The sequence below is a fragment of the Mesorhizobium sp. CAU 1732 genome (genome assembly GCF_039888675.1).
Classification (GTDB): Bacteria; Pseudomonadota; Alphaproteobacteria; order Rhizobiales; family Rhizobiaceae; genus Aerobium.
The window spans coordinates 1,196,807-1,215,642 of record NZ_JBDQQR010000001.1 but is presented as its reverse complement, the minus strand read 5'-3'; the positions used below and the strand labels follow the sequence as shown (position 1 = coordinate 1,215,642).

Genomic DNA, 18,836 nt, shown 5'->3' with positions numbered 1-18,836 from the left:
AAGGGCGGCATCGCTGCCGCCCTTTCCGAGTTCAATCGGGTCGTGGACCTTAGAAGTCCATACCGCCCATTCCACCCATGCCGCCGCCAGGCATACCGCCCGGCATGCCGCCGCCCGAATCCTTCTTCGGAGCTTCGGCAATCATGGCCTCGGTGGTGACGAGCAGGCCGGCAACCGAAGCCGCATCCTGCAGAGCCGTACGCACGACCTTCATCGGATCGACGATGCCCATGGCAATCATGTCGCCATACTCGCCGGTCTGAGCGTTGTAGCCGAAGGTCACGCCCTTGTTGTCGAGGATCTTGCCAGCGACGATCGATGCTTCCGCACCGGCGTTCGTTGCGATCTGGCGAGCCGGAGCCTGCAGAGCGCGACGGACGATGTTGATGCCGGCCTGCTGATCAGGGTTCACGCCGGTCGCCTTGATGGCGAGCGAAGCACGCAGCAGCGCCACGCCACCGCCAGCAACGATACCCTCTTCGACGGCCGCACGGGTCGCGTTCAGAGCGTCATCGACGCGGTCCTTCTTTTCCTTGACTTCGATTTCGGTCGCACCGCCGACGCGGATGACGGCAACGCCACCGGCCAGCTTGGCGAGACGCTCCTGGAGCTTCTCACGATCGTAGTCCGAAGAGGTCTCTTCGATCTGCTGCTTGATCTGGGCGACGCGGCCCTGGATCTCGGCCTTCTTGCCGGCACCGTCGACGATGGTGGTGTTCTCCTTGGAGATCTGCACCTTCTTGGCGCGGCCGAGCATGTTGAGGCCAACGTTCTCGAGCTTGATGCCGAGATCTTCCGAGATCACCTGGCCGCCGGTGAGGATCGCGATGTCCTCGAGCATGGCCTTGCGGCGATCGCCGAAGCCCGGAGCCTTGACGGCAGCAATCTTGAGGCCGCCACGCAGCTTGTTGACGACGAGCGTGGCCAGAGCCTCGCCTTCGACGTCTTCCGAGATGATGACGAGCGGCTTCGAGGTCTGAACGACAGCCTCGAGGATCGGCAGCATGGCCTGGAGGTTGGAGAGCTTCTTCTCGTGGAGGAGAATGTAGGCGTCCTCGAGGTCAGCAACCATCTTCTCGGGGTTGGTGACGAAGTAGGGGCTGAGGTAGCCACGATCGAACTGCATGCCTTCGACGACTTCGAGTTCGGTCTCGGCGGTCTTGGCTTCCTCGACGGTGATGACACCCTCGTTGCCGACCTTCTGCATCGCCTTGGCGATCATCTCGCCGATCTCGGTCTCGCCATTGGCGGAGATCGTTCCGACCTGAGCGACTTCCTCGGAGGTCTTGATCTTCTTGGTGTTCTTGTTGAGGAACGCGACGACTTCGAGAACGGCGAGGTCAATGCCGCGCTTCAGGTCCATCGGGTTCATGCCGGCAGCAACCGACTTGTGGCCTTCCTGGACGATCGCCTGTGCGAGAACGGTCGCGGTCGTGGTGCCGTCACCAGCGATGTCGTTGGTCTTCGAGGCCACTTCGCGCACCATCTGGGCGCCCATGTTCTCGAACTTGTCCTCGAGCTCGATCTCCTTGGCGACGGTGACGCCGTCCTTGGTGATGCGCGGAGCGCCGAAGGACTTGTCGATCACGACGTTGCGGCCCTTGGGGCCGAGCGTGACCTTGACCGCGTCGGCCAGGATGTTGACGCCGCGCAGCATGCGCTCGCGGGCATCACGGGAGAATTTTACGTCTTTAGCAGCCATGTTCAGCTCCTCGTTTCACGGCCGCTCGATAACGAGCCGGCCAGAATTGAATGATTGATGAAAACGTCCCGGTATCAGGCGATGATGCCCATGATGTCGGATTCCTTCATGATCAGAAGGTCTTCGCCATTGAGCTTCACTTCGGTGCCGGACCACTTGCCGAACAGGACGCGGTCGCCGGCCTTGACGTCGAGCGGCACGAGCTTGCCGGCTTCGTCACGGGCGCCCGAACCGACGGCGATGACTTCGCCTTCCTGCGGCTTTTCCTTGGCGGTATCCGGGATGATGATTCCGCCGGCGGTCTTTTCTTCGGACTCGACCCGACGAACGACCACGCGGTCATGGAGCGGGCGGAATTTCGACTTTGCCATGTCTCTGGTGTCCTCGATAAGGATGGTTTAAGGGGTTCCCTCCGTCCGGCGGTGCCGGACGCTGGTTAGCACTCACCTGAGGAGAGTGCTAACGTGGCGCTGAGATAGGCGCTCCCCCAGGGCGAGTCAAGACGGGCGCAGGCCCGATCGTCTCACACGCGGATCGTGGCGACCCAGTTCCGGGCGATCGCCAGCCCGGCTTCATCCGCCTGCGCGCCGAAACGGGCGGCCTCCACGGGATGCCGCTCGGGCCAGCCCGGCTGACGCTCGCCAAGCCAGGTCGCGAAGGTATCGTTCCAATGCTCGACCAGCGCGCGATCCGCCTCGAAATGAAACTGCATGCCGTAGGCGGCACGGCGAATACGAAAAGCCTGATTATGGACGGCAAGGTTGCCTGCCAGGCGAACCGCACCGCGCGGCTGGACGAAAGTGTCGTCATGCCATTCGAAGGTGGGGAACCGTGCGGGAAGCCCCGTGAAGATCGGATCGGCAACGCCGTCCTCGGTGAGATCGACCTCCTGCCAGGAGAACTCAGTTGCCCCGCCGATGATGTTTTCGGCACCATAGGCGCGAGCGAGCAACTGGCTGCCGAGACAGATGCCGAGCACGGAGCGGTCGGAGTCCGCGAACTCACGCATCAGATCACACAGCCGCGGCAGATAGGGGTGCACATCATCGGCAAGCGCATTCTGCCCGCCGCCAAGCACCACGAGCGCGTCATATCCATCAGGCCCCTGCGGAAGGGTGTCGCCGTGATGCGCATGGACAATTTCGATCCGCGCGCGCGCCTCGTCCAGCGCGGTCTTCATCTGACCGAGACCGGTGCCATCGAAATTCTGGACAACGAGAACGTGCATGACAATATCCGCAAACGGGTGGCAGGATGCGTGGCGAGCGATAACATGCGTCCCGCAGGACTGAAAAGGGATGCTGGTTGTGCCACTCAGGAACCGGGTCGATCCGTTCGGACACATCCACGCGGTTGCTGAACGCGGCCTCTTCACAGGCAATCGGGGCGTCATCCACGACGCCTCGGACAAGACGCTTACCAGCCGTCGCTGGACGACGAAGGCGTGGATCGTCTGCACGCTCGAGCATCCCGGCGGGGTTCGCCGTGACCCGATGGGCCGCAACACGCCAGGCGGGCGGGCCGGCTGGACCGAACTTTTCTTCCTCGACGAGGTAACCGCGCTCGCCGCCGGGCACCGCCCATGCTTATACTGCCGGCGCGAGGCGGCGAAAGATTTCCAGCGACGGTTCGCAGATGGGAACAATCTGCAACACGCCAGCGCTCCCCGGATGGACGCGCTTCTGCATGGGCAACGGATGGTGTCGGGCGATGCCGGCGCCCGGACGTTGGTTGGCGATCCCACGTCACTGCCCGATGGCGCGATGATCGCCGCCGGCGGAGTGGCCTATGCCGTGAAAGACGGGCTGGCGCTGCCGTGGAGTTTTGGGGGATACGGCACCGTGGGCGCTTCCATAGTGGGGCAGCCAATCACGCTGATCACACCGCCATCGACGCTGGCGGCGCTGCGGGAAGGTTATCGGCCAGTCTGGCACCCAAGCGTTGAAAGCTAACGCCGAACGCTTGACCATCGTCCGGCATTTGCCCATCACCGTTTCCATGCGCGCCAACTATAAACTCCAGCGGCTTCATGTGCCGCACGACCTCGCAGCCGGTGTCGAGTTCGACGCCGACAAGCAGCAGAGCCATTATCTCGCGCATGTGCTGCGCAAGGTGGAAGGCGACGCCCTGCTGGTCTTCAACGGACGCGACGGCGAGTGGGAAGCCGTCATTGCCGCAGTGACGAAGAAGGCGGTGCGGCTGAAGGTCGGCGCGCAGACGCGGCCGCAGCCCGCTACGCCTGACCTCGTCTACGCATTCGCGCCGCTGAAGGTCGGGCGGCTCGACTATCTCGTCCAGAAGGCGGTCGAGATGGGTGCGGGCATTCTCCAGCCCGTGATCACACAGCACACGCAGGCGTCAAAAATACCGATCGAAAAGTTCGAGGCGAATGCGATGGAGGCGGCTGAACAATGTGGCGTGCTCGCCGTGCCGCCCGTCCGGCCGACGATCAAGCTCGACCGGCTTCTGGCGTCGTGGGAGACGGACCGGCGCCTGATCTTCTGCGACGAGGATGCCGATACGGACAACCCCCTCGCCGCGTTGCGGGCCGTCACCGAGACGAAGCTCGGTCTGCTCGTCGGCCCGGAAGGCGGGTTCTCCGAAGAAGAGCGGCGAATGCTGCGCGCGCTGCCCTTCGTCACCGCGATTCCGCTCGGGCCGCGTATCCTGCGGGCCGACACGGCTGCGGTAGCGGCACTTGCGGTGATGCAGGCGGCAATCGGCGACTGGCGTTGATGGATCAACATAGCGTCAACGTCCTGTCAGGATTTTTCGCTTGATCGCAGGCGGGTCTTGCGCTCAACACTCGCGCGCCGTCGCTCGAGAACGGCCGTTTTAGGATCGAGGATACGCAATGGCGCGCGACACCACGGATTTTCGCCCGATCGAGGGCAAGGACGAACTGGTCTCGTGGATCGCCGCAGGCTGCAAGCCCAAGGACGAATGGCGCATCGGCACGGAACACGAGAAGTTTCCGTTCTACGTCGATGGCAACGCCCCTGTTCCCTATGGTGGCGAGCGCGGCATCAAGGCGCTTCTCGAAGGGATGCAGCGCGTTCTGGGCTGGGAGCCGATCATCGATGCGGGCCATGTCATCGGCCTCGTGGAGCCGACCGGTCAGGGCGCGATTTCGCTGGAACCCGGCGGGCAGTTCGAGCTTTCGGGCGCGCCGGTCGAGACGCTTCACCAGACGTGCCGCGAAGGCAACGCGCATCTTGCCCAGTTGCGCGAAATAGCCGAACCGCTCGGCATCCGCTTTCTCGGCCTTGGCGGCAGCCCGAAATGGACGCTGGCCGAGACGCCGCGCATGCCGAAGTCGCGCTACGACATCATGACCGCCTACATGCCGAAGGTCGGCAGCCAGGGCCTCGACATGATGTACCGGACCTGCACGATCCAGGTGAATCTCGATTTCGAAAGCGAAGCGGACATGCGCCGCAAGATGCAGGTCTCGCTGAAGCTGCAGCCGCTTTCGACCGCGCTGTTTGCGAATTCCCCCTTCACCGAAGGCAAGCCGAACGGCCTCCAGTCGTGGCGCGGCGACATCTGGCGCGACACGGACAATCAGCGTTCCGGCATGCTCGATTTCTGTTTCCGATCCGATTTCGGCTTCGCGGATTATGTCGAGTGGGCGCTCGACGTCCCGATGTATTTCCTGATCCGCGAGGGCCGCTACTACGACGTCACCCACGTCACCTTCCGGCAGTTCATGGACGGTGCGCTGCGCAAGGAGATTCCGGAAGGCCTGCCCACGATAGGCGACTGGGCCAACCATCTCTCGACGCTCTTCCCGGATGTGCGCATGAAGCGCTTCCTTGAAATGCGTGGCGCCGATGGCGGCCCGTGGCGGCGCATCTGCGCCCTCCCCGCATTCTGGGTCGGGCTGCTCTATGACAGCGAAGCGCTCGACGCCGTCGAGGCGCTGACCAGGGACTGGACCTTCGAGGAATCGCTCGCGATGCGCGACGCCGTGCCTGCGCAAGGTCTTGTCACGCCGTTCCGCAACCGCACTTTGCGCGACGTGGCACGCGACGTTCTGGAGATTTCACGCAGAGGCCTGACCAATCGCGGCAGAATGAACCGCGAAGGCTACGACGAGACGGGCTTCCTCGCGCCGCTCGAAGAAGCGGTCGCGCGCGGGACGACCAGCGCCGAAGAGATGCTCAAGGCCTACAACACCCGCTGGGGCGGGTCGATCGAGCCGGCCTTTCTCGAATACGCATATTGAGGCTATTCCAGCCGCTGACTTGCGGCGCTTCCGATTTCGGCTACGCTCATTTGCGAGGCCAATCGGAGGACAGCGCCATGATGCCCCTTTTCGACATGCTCACCAATGCGCAGAACGGCAACGCCATGCAGCAGATGGCGCGCCAATACGGCCTCTCGCAAGGGCAGGTGCAGGACGCCGTCGAGGCGCTGATGCCCGCCTTCAGCCAAGGGCTCAAGCGAAACGCCGCCGATCCCTATGGTGTCGGCTCCTTCCTGTCGGCGCTCTCGTCCGGCCAGCACGCGAAATACTTCGACGACGCCAGCCAGGCATTCTCGCCGCAAGGCGTACAGGAAGGGAACGGCATCCTCGGCCACCTCTTCGGTTCCAAGGAGCTTTCGCGCGCGGTGGCCGCGCAGGCGGCACAGGCAACGGGCATCGGCCAGGAAACCCTGAAGCAGATGCTTCCGGCGCTCGCCACCATGATCATGGGCGGACTGTTCAAGCAATCGACCGGCCAGGTCGGCGCCGCAGGGTTCGGCGGACAGGGCAATCCCCTGCAGGACATCATCGAACAGATGATGAAACAGGGCGGCGGCCTCGGCATGCCGCAGCAGGCGCCACGCCCCGAAGCGCCGCAGCCGGACCTGAACCAGTTCGACAACCCGTTCGGCAAGATACTCGAAGGCATGTTCGGCGGCGGGCAGGCGCGCCAGCCCACGCCGCAGTCGCCGCAAACTCCCTATGGCGACAACCCGCTCGGAAAGATCTTCGAGGAGATGATGCGCGGCGGGCAGCGGCCTGCGAGCCAACCCAAGGCTGCACCCAAGCCGCAACCGAGAACTCAACCCAAGTCCAATCCAAGCGGGCGGGCGCGCACGCCCTATGACGACCTTTTCGGCGACATGTTCGAGGCCGGGCGAAAGTCTCAGGATAATTATCAGCAGGGGATGGAATCGATTTTCGACCAATTCCTCAGCGGCATGAAAGCGCCGAAGCGCTGATACGAAAAAGCCCGGCCCTCCGAAGAGGACCGGGCAGTATGCAGGCTGCCGGGGGGAACCGGCGGGAGTGTGGGACTAGCCTGCGTAACTCATGGCGATCAGCAGACCCTGCGCGCGCCATCCTCGGTCAGGTAGCGTTCGCGGGCGAAATCGCTGAGCCTTGCGGTGGGGTCGATGCCGAACGGCGAACGGAGCGCGACGGCGAGATCGGTGCGCTTCAGGCCGATATCGGCCAGTTCATGATCCGACAGATAGCCAAGGCGGCTGACTTGACGACGGCCGAGTGCTGCACGGAAAATCGAGCGAAGACCGTTTGCCACGCGCTTCACGACGACAATCGTGCGCGTCTCGGCAGCGATCGCATGCGTGGGGTGGTCGAGGGCGGTCATCGTATTTCTCCTTCATGAAATGAGGCGCGCGGAAACCGCCGGCAGGCCGCGTGGGAGGACGCGGACCGCCGTGGAAAACCTGTTTCGCACCTGCTTGCTTGAACGATTGCACAGTCTCATTCGCCCATTGATTAGTCTAACGAATGTTTTTAATGTTTAGGATCATTATCTCTGATGGATTGATCCCATGGCCCAGCCGCTCGATCTGGAACAGTTGCATACGTTCATAACGATTGCCGACACGGGCAGCTTCACCAAGGCTGCCGACGAGGTGCATCGCACGCAGTCGGCGGTATCCATGCAGATGCGCCGGCTGGAGGAGAGGCTCGGCAAGGCTCTCTTCGAAAAGGATGGCCGCACCAACCGGCTGACCGAGGAAGGCGAACGTCTGCTGACCTACGCCCGGCGGTTGCTTCGTCTGAACCGGGAGACCCTGGCGGCATTCGACGACACGAGCCTCGAAGGCCATATCCGCATCGGCACGCCCGACGACTATGCGGACCGCTTCCTGCCCGAGATCATGGCGCGGTTCTCGCGCTCCAACCCGCGTGTCGAGCTCTCGGTGATGTGCGAACCGACCGTCAATCTGATCGATCATCTGAAGCGCGGGCACCTCGACATCGCGATCGTCACGCATGACCGCAATTCCTCTGAAGTCGTCCGCCGCGAACCGCTTCTGTGGGTCACGTCGGCGAACCATTCGATCCATGCGGACGACGTGCTGCCGCTTGCCGTCGGACGCACGAGTTGCATGTGGCGCCGCGCCGCGTGCGACATGCTCGACCAGATGGGGCGCGACTATCGCATCCTGTTCACGAGCTGGTCCGCGACAGTGATCATCGCCGCCGTCTTGTCCGGGCAGGCCGTCTCCGTGCTGCCCGAATGCGCGCTGCGGCCGGGCATGCGCATCCTCGGCGAGGCGGACGGTTTCGGCGCGCTGCCTGACGTGCGGATCGGCATCATGCGCGGACATTCGAGCCAGCCGGAAATCGTCGATGCGCTGGCACGGCACATTTCCGACAGCCTCGACAACATCTCGATCCCGACGCCTGAAGACGCCGGACAGTTCGATTTCGCCGGCATCGCGTACACTCGCGGCAAGCGCCTGCGGCCGGGCCAGATGCTGCCGGGGTGGTAACCAGCAGCACACGGAAGAGCGATGAAACAGCAGGACTTCGTCGACTATAGCGCCACGGCACTGGCGGGCGAGACACAGCTCAAAGCGCTCTTCCTCGGGGGCAGTTTCGGGCGCCGCACGCAAGACGAGTTCAGCGACCTCGATTTCATTGGCCTCGCAGAAATCGCCGACCATAAGGCCGTTTCCGACCTGTGGCGGGGCATGATCGACGCCTACAGTCCCGTCGTCTTCTGGAGTGCGCGCATCGGGGATACCACCCTCATCAACGCGATCACGACCGACTGGCTGCGGGTCGATCTCTGGCTGCTGGGCAGGCAATCCTTCGTCGAACGCACGAAATCCGGCGCGATACCCTACGCGCAATCGACGCTGATCCCCGTGATCGATGGTGCGAACGTCATGGCCGACCTGCCACCGCATCCAGCCTTGCCGGCCTCAAGTCCTGGGCAGGTTGAGTATACGATCAACGAATTCATCCGGGTCCTGGGTTTGATCGCCGTGGGAATGGGGAGAGGCGAACTGGTTCTGGGCGTTACCGGCGCCGGGCTGTTGCGCGACCTGCTCACGCGCCTGATGGTCGAGGAAACGGCTTCGCCGGATCGCGGCGGAATGCTTCACCTCAGCCGCACCATAACGCCGGCGCAGATGGACGAGCTTCTCGCTCTCCCATACCCCCGCCCAAACAGGGGCGAGATTCTCGTCGCGCATGGCGCGCTTGCGCGAGCCTTCTTTCCCAAAGCGAAACGGCTCGCGCTGCAGCTCAGAATCGAATGGCCAGCGCCGTTCGAAGAGGCCACGAAAGAGCATCTTCGACGCGCGTTCGGATCGGAGATGGAGCTGTGGTAAGCGCCGTTGCGTGCTTGACGCCGCCCGCTGCCTCGGTGCCAAGCTAGGCGCATGAGCGACATCTTCGCCACCGATTCGCGGACCAACGCCGCCGAATTCACCGTCTCCGAAATTTCGGGAGCGCTGAAGCGCGCCGTCGAGGATCAGTTCGGCAATGTCCGCGTGCGTGGCGAAATCTCCGGCTATCGCGGCCCGCACTCGTCGGGACATGCCTATTTCGCCCTCAAGGACGACCGCTCGCGTCTGGAAGCCGTGATCTGGAAAGGCACGATGGGGCGGCTGAAGTTCCGGCCGGAAGAAGGCATGGAGGTGATTGCGTCGGGCAAACTCACCACCTATCCGGGCTCGTCCAAATACCAGATCGTCATCGACAATCTGGAGCCGGCCGGTGCGGGCGCACTGATGGCGCTGCTCGAGGAACGCCGCCGCAAGCTCGCTGCCGAAGGCCTTTTCGATGCCGACCGGAAGCAGCTTCTGCCGTTCATGCCAAGGGTTATCGGCGTCGTTACCTCGCCCACCGGCGCGGTCATCCGCGACATCATCCACCGCATCACCGACCGCTTTCCGGTCCATGTCATCGTCTGGCCTGTGCGCGTGCAGGGTGAGACGACCGGCGTGGAGGTCTCGAACGCGGTCGCGGGCTTCAACGCGCTCGATCCGCTCGGCCCGATTCCACAGCCAGACATCCTGATCGTTGCACGCGGCGGCGGCAGTCTCGAGGATCTCTGGGGCTTCAACGACGAGGCAGTGGTACGCGCGGTCGCCGAATCGCACATCCCGGTCATCTCGGCGGTCGGCCACGAGACCGACTGGACGCTGATCGACCACGCGGCGGACGTCCGCGCGCCGACGCCAACGGGCGCAGCGGAACTTGCAGTGCCTGTCAGGGCGGAGCTCGAGGCCACCGTCTCGCGGCTCTCAGCGCGCCTCAAGGGCTGCATCTCGCGCCATGCCGACCGCAAGCGCCAGGCATTGCGTGCCGCCGCGCGCGCGCTCCCCTCGCCCGACCAGTTGCTTGCGATGCCGAGGCGCCGCTTCGACGAGGCCGCCAGCCGGTTGACCCGCGCGCTCGACGCCAGCACCGAGGCCAAGCGGCTTCGCTTCAAGGGCGTGAGACTGTCGCCCGCGACGCTGGAGCGACGGCTGAGCGATCTCGGGCGGCGCGTGCGGCGCGATGGCGAACGCCTGCCCGGACTGTTCGAAAACATCGCCAGACGCGCCCGCGCACGGTTCGACCGCGATGCGGGCCGCGTGACGCCGGCGGCGCTCTCGCGCAGGATCGAGGCGAGCCGGCAGAGCCTGCGCGCTTTGGAGCGGCAGGCCGACCGTTCACTCGACGTCGGCGTCGAGCGGCGGCAGGCACGCCTGCACCGCTCCGACATCCGGCTGCGCATCGAACCCATCATCGAGCGGGTGCGCGGCAGACGGCAACGGCTGGATCAGGCGTCACGCCTGCTGGACAGCGTCTCCTACCAGTCGATCCTGAAGCGCGGCTTCGCGCTGGTCACGGACGCGTCTGGCGACATCGTGCGACGCGCCGAGGGCATTGCGCGCGGAGACGGGCTGTCGATCGAGTTCGCAGACGGCAAGATTTCGGCAGTCGTGGCCGGCGGCGAGCCCCCGCGCCCGAAGCCCAGGCCGAGGGACAAGCCCGCGACGGAGCAAGGCGACCTCTTCTGAGGCGCGCTTCTACGGGCTTCCGGCCGCGATTGGGCGGCTGGGCACACAAGAAGCAAATCGCATTTCCCGGGAATTTGAATGGTACGGTTGGGTGGGCTTGAACCACCGACCTCCGGATCCACAATCCGGCGCTCTAACCAACTGAGCTACAACCGCGCACTAGAAGCCTCTCGGCTGGCGAGGCTCTTACGGACAATCGGCGGTCATTTCAAGTCCGCGATCGCCGGTGCGCCATCAAAAATGCCAGAGACGTGCTCTAAAAAAGGAAAAAGGCCGGGGGGAGGAGATCCCGGCCTTTTCCTATGAGAGACCGGCGGGAGGAGGTGCCGGTCTGCTAGCCCGCGACTTGGAAGGGAGGAGGAATCCGCCTCGCGGGTGTACTTGGGTGCCTAACGGATCAGGCGACCTTGAGTTCCTTGATCGACGTCTGGAAAACGTCCTTCATCGGCTTGGATACGTCTTCGGCTGCCTTGGTCGAGGCCGCCTGGAAATCCTTCGCCTGCTCCACGGCCGTTTCGACGCTCTTGCGCAGGAACGAGGTCTGCAGTTCGAAGAATTCGGAGAGCGACTTGACGCCGACCAGAGCTTCGATGTGCGAGAAGCTGGCTTCGGCATTGGCGCGCATCGCGGCGATCGACTTCAACGTCATCTCGCTGCCAACGGTCTTGGCATTCTCGAAGGTCGATTCCATCGCCTTCTGCGTGGTCTCTGCACCGGTCTTGATCCTGGAGTAGGCTTCCTTCGACTGCTCGACGCCCTTCTCTGCGAAAGCGCGGAACTGGTCGGTCGCCTTTTCGGCGTCGAAGCTCGGAAATTCGATGGTCTCGGCGGTCTTTGGTGCTGCTTTGGTCATCGTTCTAACCTTTACACTCTGTCCGGCAGCGTCCTAGTGTGCGCCGGCTCGCTTGACTTGTTCACAACATAAGCGAGATTTTTGTGCAATGCAATATTTTTGTTGCAGCGCACGCGGATGTGATCTGGATTAACCAACCCGAGAGATTGCCCGCAGACTTTGCCCTGCATTTCTGGACGCCGGCGGGCGCTCCTTTTATTAACAAAGGGTTAATCGGGCATCCCGGCCGATTCTCAAGGCTTCAGGTTCGCGTATGGCGTCAGGCCCCTATTCCTTCATCGACATCGCCGTCCTCGACGACGTGCGCGCGCGTTTTGCCGCAGGCGATGCGTTGGCGATCCTCACGACCGATCTCGATGAAGTCATCTGGGCCAATGGACAGGGTGCCGCGCTTTTCGGATTTGGCGACATCGAGACGGTGATGGGCGCGACGCCCGGCCTGAGCTTCGCCGCGAGACGTCAGATTTCCGCCGCACCGGGGTTCCCCGACATGGGCCGCGACAGGGCGGTGGCCGTGCGGCTTGCAACGGGCATGACGAGCAAGGCCGTGCTGTTTCTGGCAAGCGGCATCACGCTTCCGGACGGCGAACCGGCAATCTTGCTCGCTGTCGCCGCACAGCGACCAGTGCCGCTCGGCGAAACCGACATTGCAAGCCGCGTCATCGACGGTTTTGAGAAAGCAGGCTACTTTGCGGCACTTCTGGACGAGAAGGCGCTCCTGACCGCCGCATCGGACGGGTTTGCCGACCTGGGGATCGAGGCAAAGACGCTGACGCGCCTCGTGGGCGAAGTCGCGCATGAGAAAAGCCGCCTCGTGAAGAAGCTGGTCCCGGCAACGAGCGGGCTGATCCCGGCCGGCATGGCGCGGCTGACGGACGACCCTGCGCTTCACCTGCTGATCGCGGTGGACGAGCCGATCGAAGAGTCGATTCCCGAGGACACCCTGCCGGTCGAGCACACCGCAGCCATCAGCGCGCGCAGCGTCGACCAGCAGGAAGAGGAGCCCGCGCCGTCCGATGCCGATCTGCCGGAACGGCTCGATGAAGACAGCCGCCACGACGACACGCTTGGCGAAGGCGCTCACGGCCCTGAGATTTCGCCCGCACCGCATCCCTGGCCAGACGAAGGCGGGCTGTCCGTAGCCGCCGATCAGCCGGAACAGGCCGGCCCGCCCGATGAGGGCGAGCCTGAAGCCAGCGACGTGGTTTCGGACGAACAGACACCGGGCGATACGCGGGTCCCGCCCCCTACCCCGGGCGATCCCGACGACTGGTATTTTCGCGAGCACACGGCGGCCGGATCGATCGCCTCGACGGCGCCTAAAAACCCGAGCCCTCGCGAGCCGCACACGACGCTCCAGCGCAGCACGCCGATCCGCTTCGTATGGCGCACCGATGCAACCGGTGCGATCAGCGCCTTGTCGAGCGAGTTCACCCGTGCGGTCGGCGCCGAGGAGGCCGACATCGTCGGCCGCAACTTCCGCGACGTAGCTACCGAGTTCGGTCTCGATCCCGACGGGGAAATCGCCGGTCTTCTCGAACGGCGCGACACATGGTCCGGCCGCACCGTGCATTGGCCCGTCGCGGATGCCGGCGTGGCGGTGCCCGTCGATCTCGCGGCCCTCCCCGTCTACAGCCGCGACCGGGTCTTCGAAGGCTTCCGGGGGTTCGGCGTCGCACGCATGGGCGATGCGAGGCCGGTCGCCACCGCCCCGCACGCCGTGGAGCCTGCCGGCGAGCACATAGCCCAAAACCCATCGACCGATCTGGTTGAACCCGCCGAGGCCGAAAACGACAGCGGCGACCCGTTCCTCGGCGAAGTTCCGGTGATCTCGATCGCCGAGCGCCGCGAGCGGCGATCGACCGACAAGGTCATTCGCCTGGCGGAACATCGCCAGCCGCAGCCGCCGGAAAAACTTCGGTCGCCCGACAGGCAGCTTTCGCCCGGCGAGCGCAACGCCTTCGAGGAAATCCGCGCCCGCCTGCGCCGCGACTATGAAGCGGCGAACGCCGCCAAGGCCGAGCAGGCTGAAGCCGCTGACGCTGTGGCCGAATCGCAGCCGATCGAGGAGCCCGTTAAACCGACGCCAGGGGGCGCCGGCGACGCGCAAGCGCCGCGGGTCGAAGAGCTGGCAGGCGACGAGAGGGCGCAGGAGGCGGGCGCCGTCATCGCGGATGACGAGCACGACGCCGAGGCGCTGTTGCAGGAGGAAGTGCCCGAGGAGGTCTATGACGAGGCCCACCTTCGCGCACTGGACGGCACCGACGAAGCAGAGAACGAAACCAGCGAGCCTGCTTCGGATGATTTGACCGACGAGCCGGTCGTCCCGGGAGACGATGACGAGAGTGACGATCCCCTCGTCGCGACGCAGCCGGCCGATGCCGAACCGTCCGCCCCGCCGGTCGCAGCACCGCCGATCGCGGTGTCCGGCTTCCTGCCCTCGGCCTTCGTTTCCGATGCCGGTCGGCCGCGCATCGATGCAGAACTGATCGCGGGCCTGCCGATGCCATTGTTGGTTCATGCCGGTGACGATCTCTATTTCGCAAACCGCGAATTCCTCAGCCTGACGGGCTATGCGAGCATCGACCAGATCAGACGCGAGGGCGGACTTGACCGGCTCATCGTCGATGGCGCGCCGGACACGGCGGCTGATCCGGCAGATCGCAAGCTGCGCATACGGACGCTGGGTGGCGACGAATTTCCGGTCGATGCGCATCTGCAGTCGATCCGCTGGCGGGAGGGCACCGCGCTGCTTCTGGCGCTGCGCCGCGTCGCGCCCTCGCCTGCCCCTGTCGTGGCGGCACCGGCACACCAGAGCGTGTCCGACGACGGCGACATGGCGCGCAGCGTCGAGGAGATGCGCACGATCCTCGACACCGCGACCGATGGCGTGGTGCTGATCGCGCGCGACGGGACGATCCGCAACATCAGCCGCCCGGCGGAAGCGTTGTTCGGCTTCGACAGCGCGGAGGTCGAGGGCAAGCCCTTCGCGACGCTGTTCGCGATCGAGAGCCAGCGCTCCGCACGCGATTATCTGAACGGTCTTGCCGAGAACGGCGTCGCGAGCGTCCTGAACGACGGGCGCGAGGTAATCGGCCGCGAGGCGCAGGGCCGGTTCATTCCGCTGTTCATGTCGATCGGTCGCCTGCCCGGCGACAGCGGCTATTGCGCCGTTGTGCGCGACATCACGCAGTGGAAGCGCGCCGAGGAAGAACTGACGCAGGCCCGCGCCCAGGCGGAACGCGCATCATCGCAGAAGACCGAATTTCTAGCACGCGTCAGCCACGAAATCCGCACGCCGCTCAACGCCATCATCGGGTTTTCCGAGCTGATGATCGACGAGAAGTTCGGGCCGATCGGGTCGGACCGGTATCGCGACTATCTGCGCGACATCAACCGCTCCGGCAACCATGTCCTCGATCTCGTCAACGACCTGCTCGACATTTCGAAGATCGAGGCGGGCGAGCAGGAGATGAACTACGAGGCGGTGTCGCTCAACGACACGCTCGCCGAATGTGTGGCGATGATGCAGCCGCAGGCGAACCGCGACCGCGTGATCATCCGGTCCAGTCTCGCCTCGAAGCTGCCGGAAGTCGTGGCCGATCTTCGCAGCGTGCGCCAGATCGCGCTCAACATGCTGTCCAACGCGATCCGCTACACGCAGGCCGGCGGACAGGTCATCGTCTCGACCGCCTACGAGCCCTCGGGCGACGTGGTGATGCGCGTGCGCGATACCGGTATCGGCATGACGCTGTCGGAGATCGACCAGGCGTTGAAGCCATTCAAGCAGATCAACGCGCTCAAGCGTGGCCGCCATGACGGAACCGGGCTCGGACTGCCTCTCACCAAGGCGATGGTCGAGGCCAACCGGGCGCGGTTTTCGATCGCGTCGACGCCGGGCGAAGGAACTATGGTCGAGATCGTATTCCCCTCCACACGCGTGCTGGCCGATTAAGACGGCGCAAGTCGTTCGCTACGTCATTGATAAATATGACTGCTTTAGTTTAGAATCATTCTAAACTCATGAAATCATTGGCGTTTCTCTTGACGCTCCAATGTATTTCGCCCAAAAGCGGGCCGTTCCCGATGGGAACCACGACAGAGTTTCATCCACGGGGCTTTGAACCCCTCAGGCTTGGAGGCACACATGACTTTCGGAAACGCTCGATCCGCCAGCGTGCGTCTTGCCGCGGCTGCGCTTGCAGCGGGCATCGCTTACGTCCCCTTCGCGGCCTCCGCCGCTGAAGTCGTCAACATCTATTCCTATCGTCAGCCAGCCCTGATCAAGCCGGCACTCGATGCCTTCACCGCCGAAACCGGGATCCAGACCGAGGTTCTTTTCCTCGACAAGGGCCTGGAGGACCGCATCGCGGCCGAAGGCACCAATTCGCCGGCCGACGTGATCCTGACCGTCGACATCGCGCGCCTGAACAACGTCAAGGACAAGGGTGTCACGCAGGCACTCGAAGACGAGACCGTCAACGCCAACCTGCCCGCGGAATATCGTGACCCCGAAGGCCACTGGTTCGGTATCACCAAGCGCGCACGCGTCCTCTATGCATCGAAGGACCGTGTCGGGGACGAGCCGATTACCTATGCCGAACTCGCCGATCCGAAGTGGAAGGGCAAGATCTGCATGCGTTCCGGTCAGCACGACTACAATCTGGCGCTGTTCTCCGCGGCTATCGCGCATTGGGGAGCGGAGAAGACCGAAGAGTGGATGACCGGTCTCAAGAACAACCTCGCCCGCAAGCCCGATGGCGGCGACCGCCCGCAGGCCAAGGCAATCGCCGCCGGCGAGTGCGATATCGCGCTCGGCAACACCTATTACGTCGGCCTGATGCAGACCAACGACAAGGAGCCTGAGGAGAAGGAATGGGCGAACGCCATCAAGGTCGTGTTCCCGACCTTCGAGAATGGCGGCACGCACGTCAACGTCTCGGGCATCGCATTGGCGAAAAACTCGCCGAACCGCGACAATGCAGTGAAGCTCATCCAGTTCCTGTCCAGCCCGGAAGCCCAGCAGATCCAGGCCGAGCAGTCTTACGAGTATCCGGTACAGCCGGGCCTCGATGCATCGGAAGTGGTGCAGGCCTTCGGCGAACTCAACGCCGATACGCTGCCGCTCGCCGAAATTGCCAAGAACCGCAAGGCAGCCTCCGAAATGGTGGATCGCGTCGGCGTCGATGACGGCCCGTCGAGCTGATCGAGACCTGACTTTCGAAACGAAAACCGGGCTGCGAGAGCAGCCCGGTTTTCGGCATATCTGAGGGCGCCGTTTGTCCAACCCAGCCATGCCAGCCGCAGCGATCGCGTCAAACGCGGACGGTGATGCACCGCGCGCGAAGCGGCAGCGTCATGGCGCGGCGCTGGGTGTTGCCGCTGTCGTCTGCGCGATCGTTCTCCTGCCGATCCTGACTCTTGCAGGCATCGCCGTTTCGGGTGGCGGCGAGGACTGGCCGCATCTTGTCTCCAACGTCCTGCCACGCGCAACGACAACCACGCTCACCTTGCTCGCGCTCGTCGCTGTCATGACCGCGATCATCGGCGTCGCCAGCGCATGGGTGGTCGTCGCGTATGAATTTCCGTTGCGCAAAACGCTCGCGTGGGCGCTGGTTCTGCCGCTGGCCGTGCCGCCCTATCTGGCAGCCTACGCCTTTGCCGAGTTCTTCCTCTTCGCGGGGCCGGTGCAGACGTTCTATCGTGGCCTCTTCGGTTTCCAGAGCGCACGCGACTACTGGTTTCCGGACCTGCGCTCGACGGGGGGTGCTGCGCTCGTCATGTCGATGGTGCTGTATCCCTATGTCTACCTGACCGCGCGCATGGTGTTCATCATGCAGGGCCGCAACATCGCCGACGTTGCCCGAACGCTTGGCGCAAAGCCGTCCACGGTCTTCTGGCGCATCCTGCTGCCCGTTTCGCGACCGGCCGTCGTCGCGGGCGTGGCGCTCGTCCTGATGGAGACGCTCAACGATGTCGGCGCCGCCGAGTATCTCGGGGTCCGCACGCTGACACTCTCGGTCTTCACCACATGGCTCAATCGTGGCAGCCTCGAAGGCGCGGCGCAGATCGCCATGCTGATGCTGATCCTCGTCTTCGCACTGCTGATGCTCGAACAGTGGGCGCGGCGGCGACAGCGCTATCATGCGGTGCGCGCCACGCACATGAAGGCGCGGCCTCCCCGCGTGAGACTTAAGGGTATTGCAGCGCCGGCAGCGACGCTGGCGGCGTCATTGCCGGTCCTGCTTGGGTTCGGCATTCCGCTCTATATCTTCGGTACCTACGCATCACGGCGGCTGCACCAGTTTCAGGACCCGGCGCTGATGAAGGCCTTCCTGACCAGTGTCGCAACGGCGAGCGCGACCGCTCTCCTTTGCGTCTTCGTCGCCCTGCTGCTGATCAACACGGCCAGGGTGGCGCGTTCGCGCGGGGCGACGATCGTCACGCGTTTCGCGATGATCGGCTATGCGCTTCCCGGCACGGTGATGGGGCTGGGATTGCTGTTTTCGCTGGCCTGGGTCGACAACTCGGTCGATGCGGCAATGCGCAGCCATTTCGGCATATCGACCGGACTGCTTCTGACCGGGTCGGCGGCCGCGATCGTCCTGGTCTGCTCGATCCGCTTTCTGGCACTTGCCGAGGGCTCGATCCGATCAGGACTGGAAAAGCTGCCGAACAACATCGACGAAGCAGCCAGAAGCCTCGGGCAATCGTCGCTCAGAAGCGCGTGGTCGGTGCTGCTTCCGCTGCTCAAGCCGGCGATCTTCACGGCCGCGGTGCTGGTGTTCGTGGATACGATCAAGGAACTGTCGGCGACCATCCTGCTGCGGCCCTTCGGCTTCAACACGCTCGCGACCTTCGTCTATGAAAACGCATCACGCGCCACGGTTCAGGACGGCGCGGTGGCAGCGCTCCTGATCATCCTGACCGCGCTCCTGCCGGTCGTGCTCCTGTCGCGCGCGCTGATGCGCGACCGAGAAGCCATGCTCTGACGCCCCCAAAAGCGCCGCAATGGGC

The 18,836-nt window shown here is 64.1% G+C and carries 15 protein-coding genes and 1 tRNA gene; 10 read left to right on the top strand and 6 right to left on the bottom strand.

The genetic code is table 11. The features are described from left to right. Positions 1 to 49 precede the first annotated feature (49 nt). The 3 genes from groL to AAFN55_RS05935 form a co-directional block, all read right to left on the bottom strand. Positions 50 to 1,702: a chaperonin GroEL gene (gene groL / locus AAFN55_RS05945; protein WP_347797938.1), complete on the bottom strand. Its 1,653-nt coding sequence runs from the start codon at positions 1,700 to 1,702 to the stop codon at positions 50 to 52. A gap of 74 nt (positions 1,703 to 1,776) precedes the next feature. Beyond that, positions 1,777 to 2,073 carry a co-chaperone GroES gene (gene groES / locus AAFN55_RS05940; RefSeq protein WP_347797937.1) on the bottom strand — a complete coding sequence of 99 codons (297 nt, stop codon included), beginning with the start codon at positions 2,071 to 2,073 and terminating at the stop codon, positions 1,777 to 1,779. A 152-nt stretch (positions 2,074 to 2,225) separates the two neighbouring features. Then, positions 2,226 to 2,930 (bottom strand): type 1 glutamine amidotransferase, encoded by a 705-nt coding sequence (locus tag AAFN55_RS05935; RefSeq protein ID WP_347797936.1) that lies wholly within the window; start codon positions 2,928 to 2,930, stop codon positions 2,226 to 2,228. A gap of 70 nt (positions 2,931 to 3,000) precedes the next feature. Between AAFN55_RS05935 and AAFN55_RS05930 the strand changes: the two genes are divergently transcribed. From AAFN55_RS05930 to AAFN55_RS05915, 4 genes are all read left to right on the top strand, one after another. Further along, complete coding sequence (locus AAFN55_RS05930; protein WP_347797935.1) at positions 3,001 to 3,654, top strand: hypothetical protein; 654 nt, start codon at positions 3,001 to 3,003, stop codon at positions 3,652 to 3,654. 46 nt (positions 3,655 to 3,700) lie between these two features. Beyond that, positions 3,701 to 4,438 carry a 16S rRNA (uracil(1498)-N(3))-methyltransferase gene (locus AAFN55_RS05925; RefSeq protein WP_347800198.1) on the top strand — a complete coding sequence of 246 codons (738 nt, stop codon included), beginning with the start codon at positions 3,701 to 3,703 and terminating at the stop codon, positions 4,436 to 4,438. Between the two features lie 118 nt (positions 4,439 to 4,556). Next, complete coding sequence (locus tag AAFN55_RS05920) at positions 4,557 to 5,930, top strand: glutamate--cysteine ligase (protein ID WP_347797934.1); 1,374 nt, start codon at positions 4,557 to 4,559, stop codon at positions 5,928 to 5,930. Between the two features lie 77 nt (positions 5,931 to 6,007). Continuing rightward, positions 6,008 to 6,913 (top strand): DUF937 domain-containing protein, encoded by a 906-nt coding sequence (locus AAFN55_RS05915; RefSeq protein ID WP_347797933.1) that lies wholly within the window; start codon positions 6,008 to 6,010, stop codon positions 6,911 to 6,913. A gap of 98 nt (positions 6,914 to 7,011) precedes the next feature. On the opposite strand, the gene AAFN55_RS05910 is transcribed toward AAFN55_RS05915, so the two are convergent. After that, a complete protein-coding gene (locus AAFN55_RS05910; RefSeq protein ID WP_347797932.1) occupies positions 7,012 to 7,302 on the bottom strand; it encodes a DUF1127 domain-containing protein in 291 nt (96 codons plus the stop codon). A 187-nt stretch (positions 7,303 to 7,489) separates the two neighbouring features. Here AAFN55_RS05910 and AAFN55_RS05905 point away from each other — a divergent pair, with 187 nt between their 5' ends. Genes AAFN55_RS05905 through xseA form a run of 3 tightly spaced genes read left to right on the top strand, consistent with a single transcriptional unit; the run spans position 7,490 to position 10,966 of the window. Beyond that, complete coding sequence (locus tag AAFN55_RS05905; protein WP_347797931.1) at positions 7,490 to 8,440, top strand: LysR substrate-binding domain-containing protein; 951 nt, start codon at positions 7,490 to 7,492, stop codon at positions 8,438 to 8,440. Between the two features lie 21 nt (positions 8,441 to 8,461). Next, positions 8,462 to 9,286: a hypothetical protein gene (locus AAFN55_RS05900; RefSeq protein WP_347797930.1), complete on the top strand. Its 825-nt coding sequence runs from the start codon at positions 8,462 to 8,464 to the stop codon at positions 9,284 to 9,286. 51 nt (positions 9,287 to 9,337) lie between these two features. After that, on the top strand, positions 9,338 to 10,966 hold the full coding sequence (gene xseA, locus AAFN55_RS05895; RefSeq protein WP_347797929.1) for an exodeoxyribonuclease VII large subunit: 1,629 nt from the start codon (positions 9,338 to 9,340) through the stop codon (positions 10,964 to 10,966). Positions 10,967 to 11,045: 79 nt separating this feature from the next. Here xseA and AAFN55_RS05890 read toward each other — a convergent pair. Both AAFN55_RS05890 and AAFN55_RS05885 read right to left on the bottom strand, forming a co-directional pair. Then, a tRNA-His gene (locus AAFN55_RS05890) sits at positions 11,046 to 11,122 on the bottom strand. A gap of 241 nt (positions 11,123 to 11,363) precedes the next feature. Next, a complete protein-coding gene (locus AAFN55_RS05885) occupies positions 11,364 to 11,819 on the bottom strand; it encodes a phasin (RefSeq protein WP_347797928.1) in 456 nt (151 codons plus the stop codon). 253 nt (positions 11,820 to 12,072) lie between these two features. Between AAFN55_RS05885 and AAFN55_RS05880 the strand changes: the two genes are divergently transcribed. The 3 genes from AAFN55_RS05880 to AAFN55_RS05870 all read left to right on the top strand — a co-directional run bounded on the left by AAFN55_RS05880 (position 12,073) and on the right by AAFN55_RS05870 (position 18,811). Further along, positions 12,073 to 15,774, top strand: a complete 3,702-nt coding sequence (locus AAFN55_RS05880; protein ID WP_347797927.1) for a PAS domain S-box protein — start codon at positions 12,073 to 12,075, stop codon at positions 15,772 to 15,774. A gap of 192 nt (positions 15,775 to 15,966) precedes the next feature. Beyond that, entirely contained in the window at positions 15,967 to 17,025 is a 1,059-nt protein-coding gene (locus AAFN55_RS05875) for a Fe(3+) ABC transporter substrate-binding protein (RefSeq protein ID WP_347797926.1), read from the top strand. A 73-nt stretch (positions 17,026 to 17,098) separates the two neighbouring features. Then, entirely contained in the window at positions 17,099 to 18,811 is a 1,713-nt protein-coding gene (locus tag AAFN55_RS05870) for an iron ABC transporter permease (RefSeq protein ID WP_347797925.1), read from the top strand. Positions 18,812 to 18,836 lie beyond the last annotated feature (25 nt).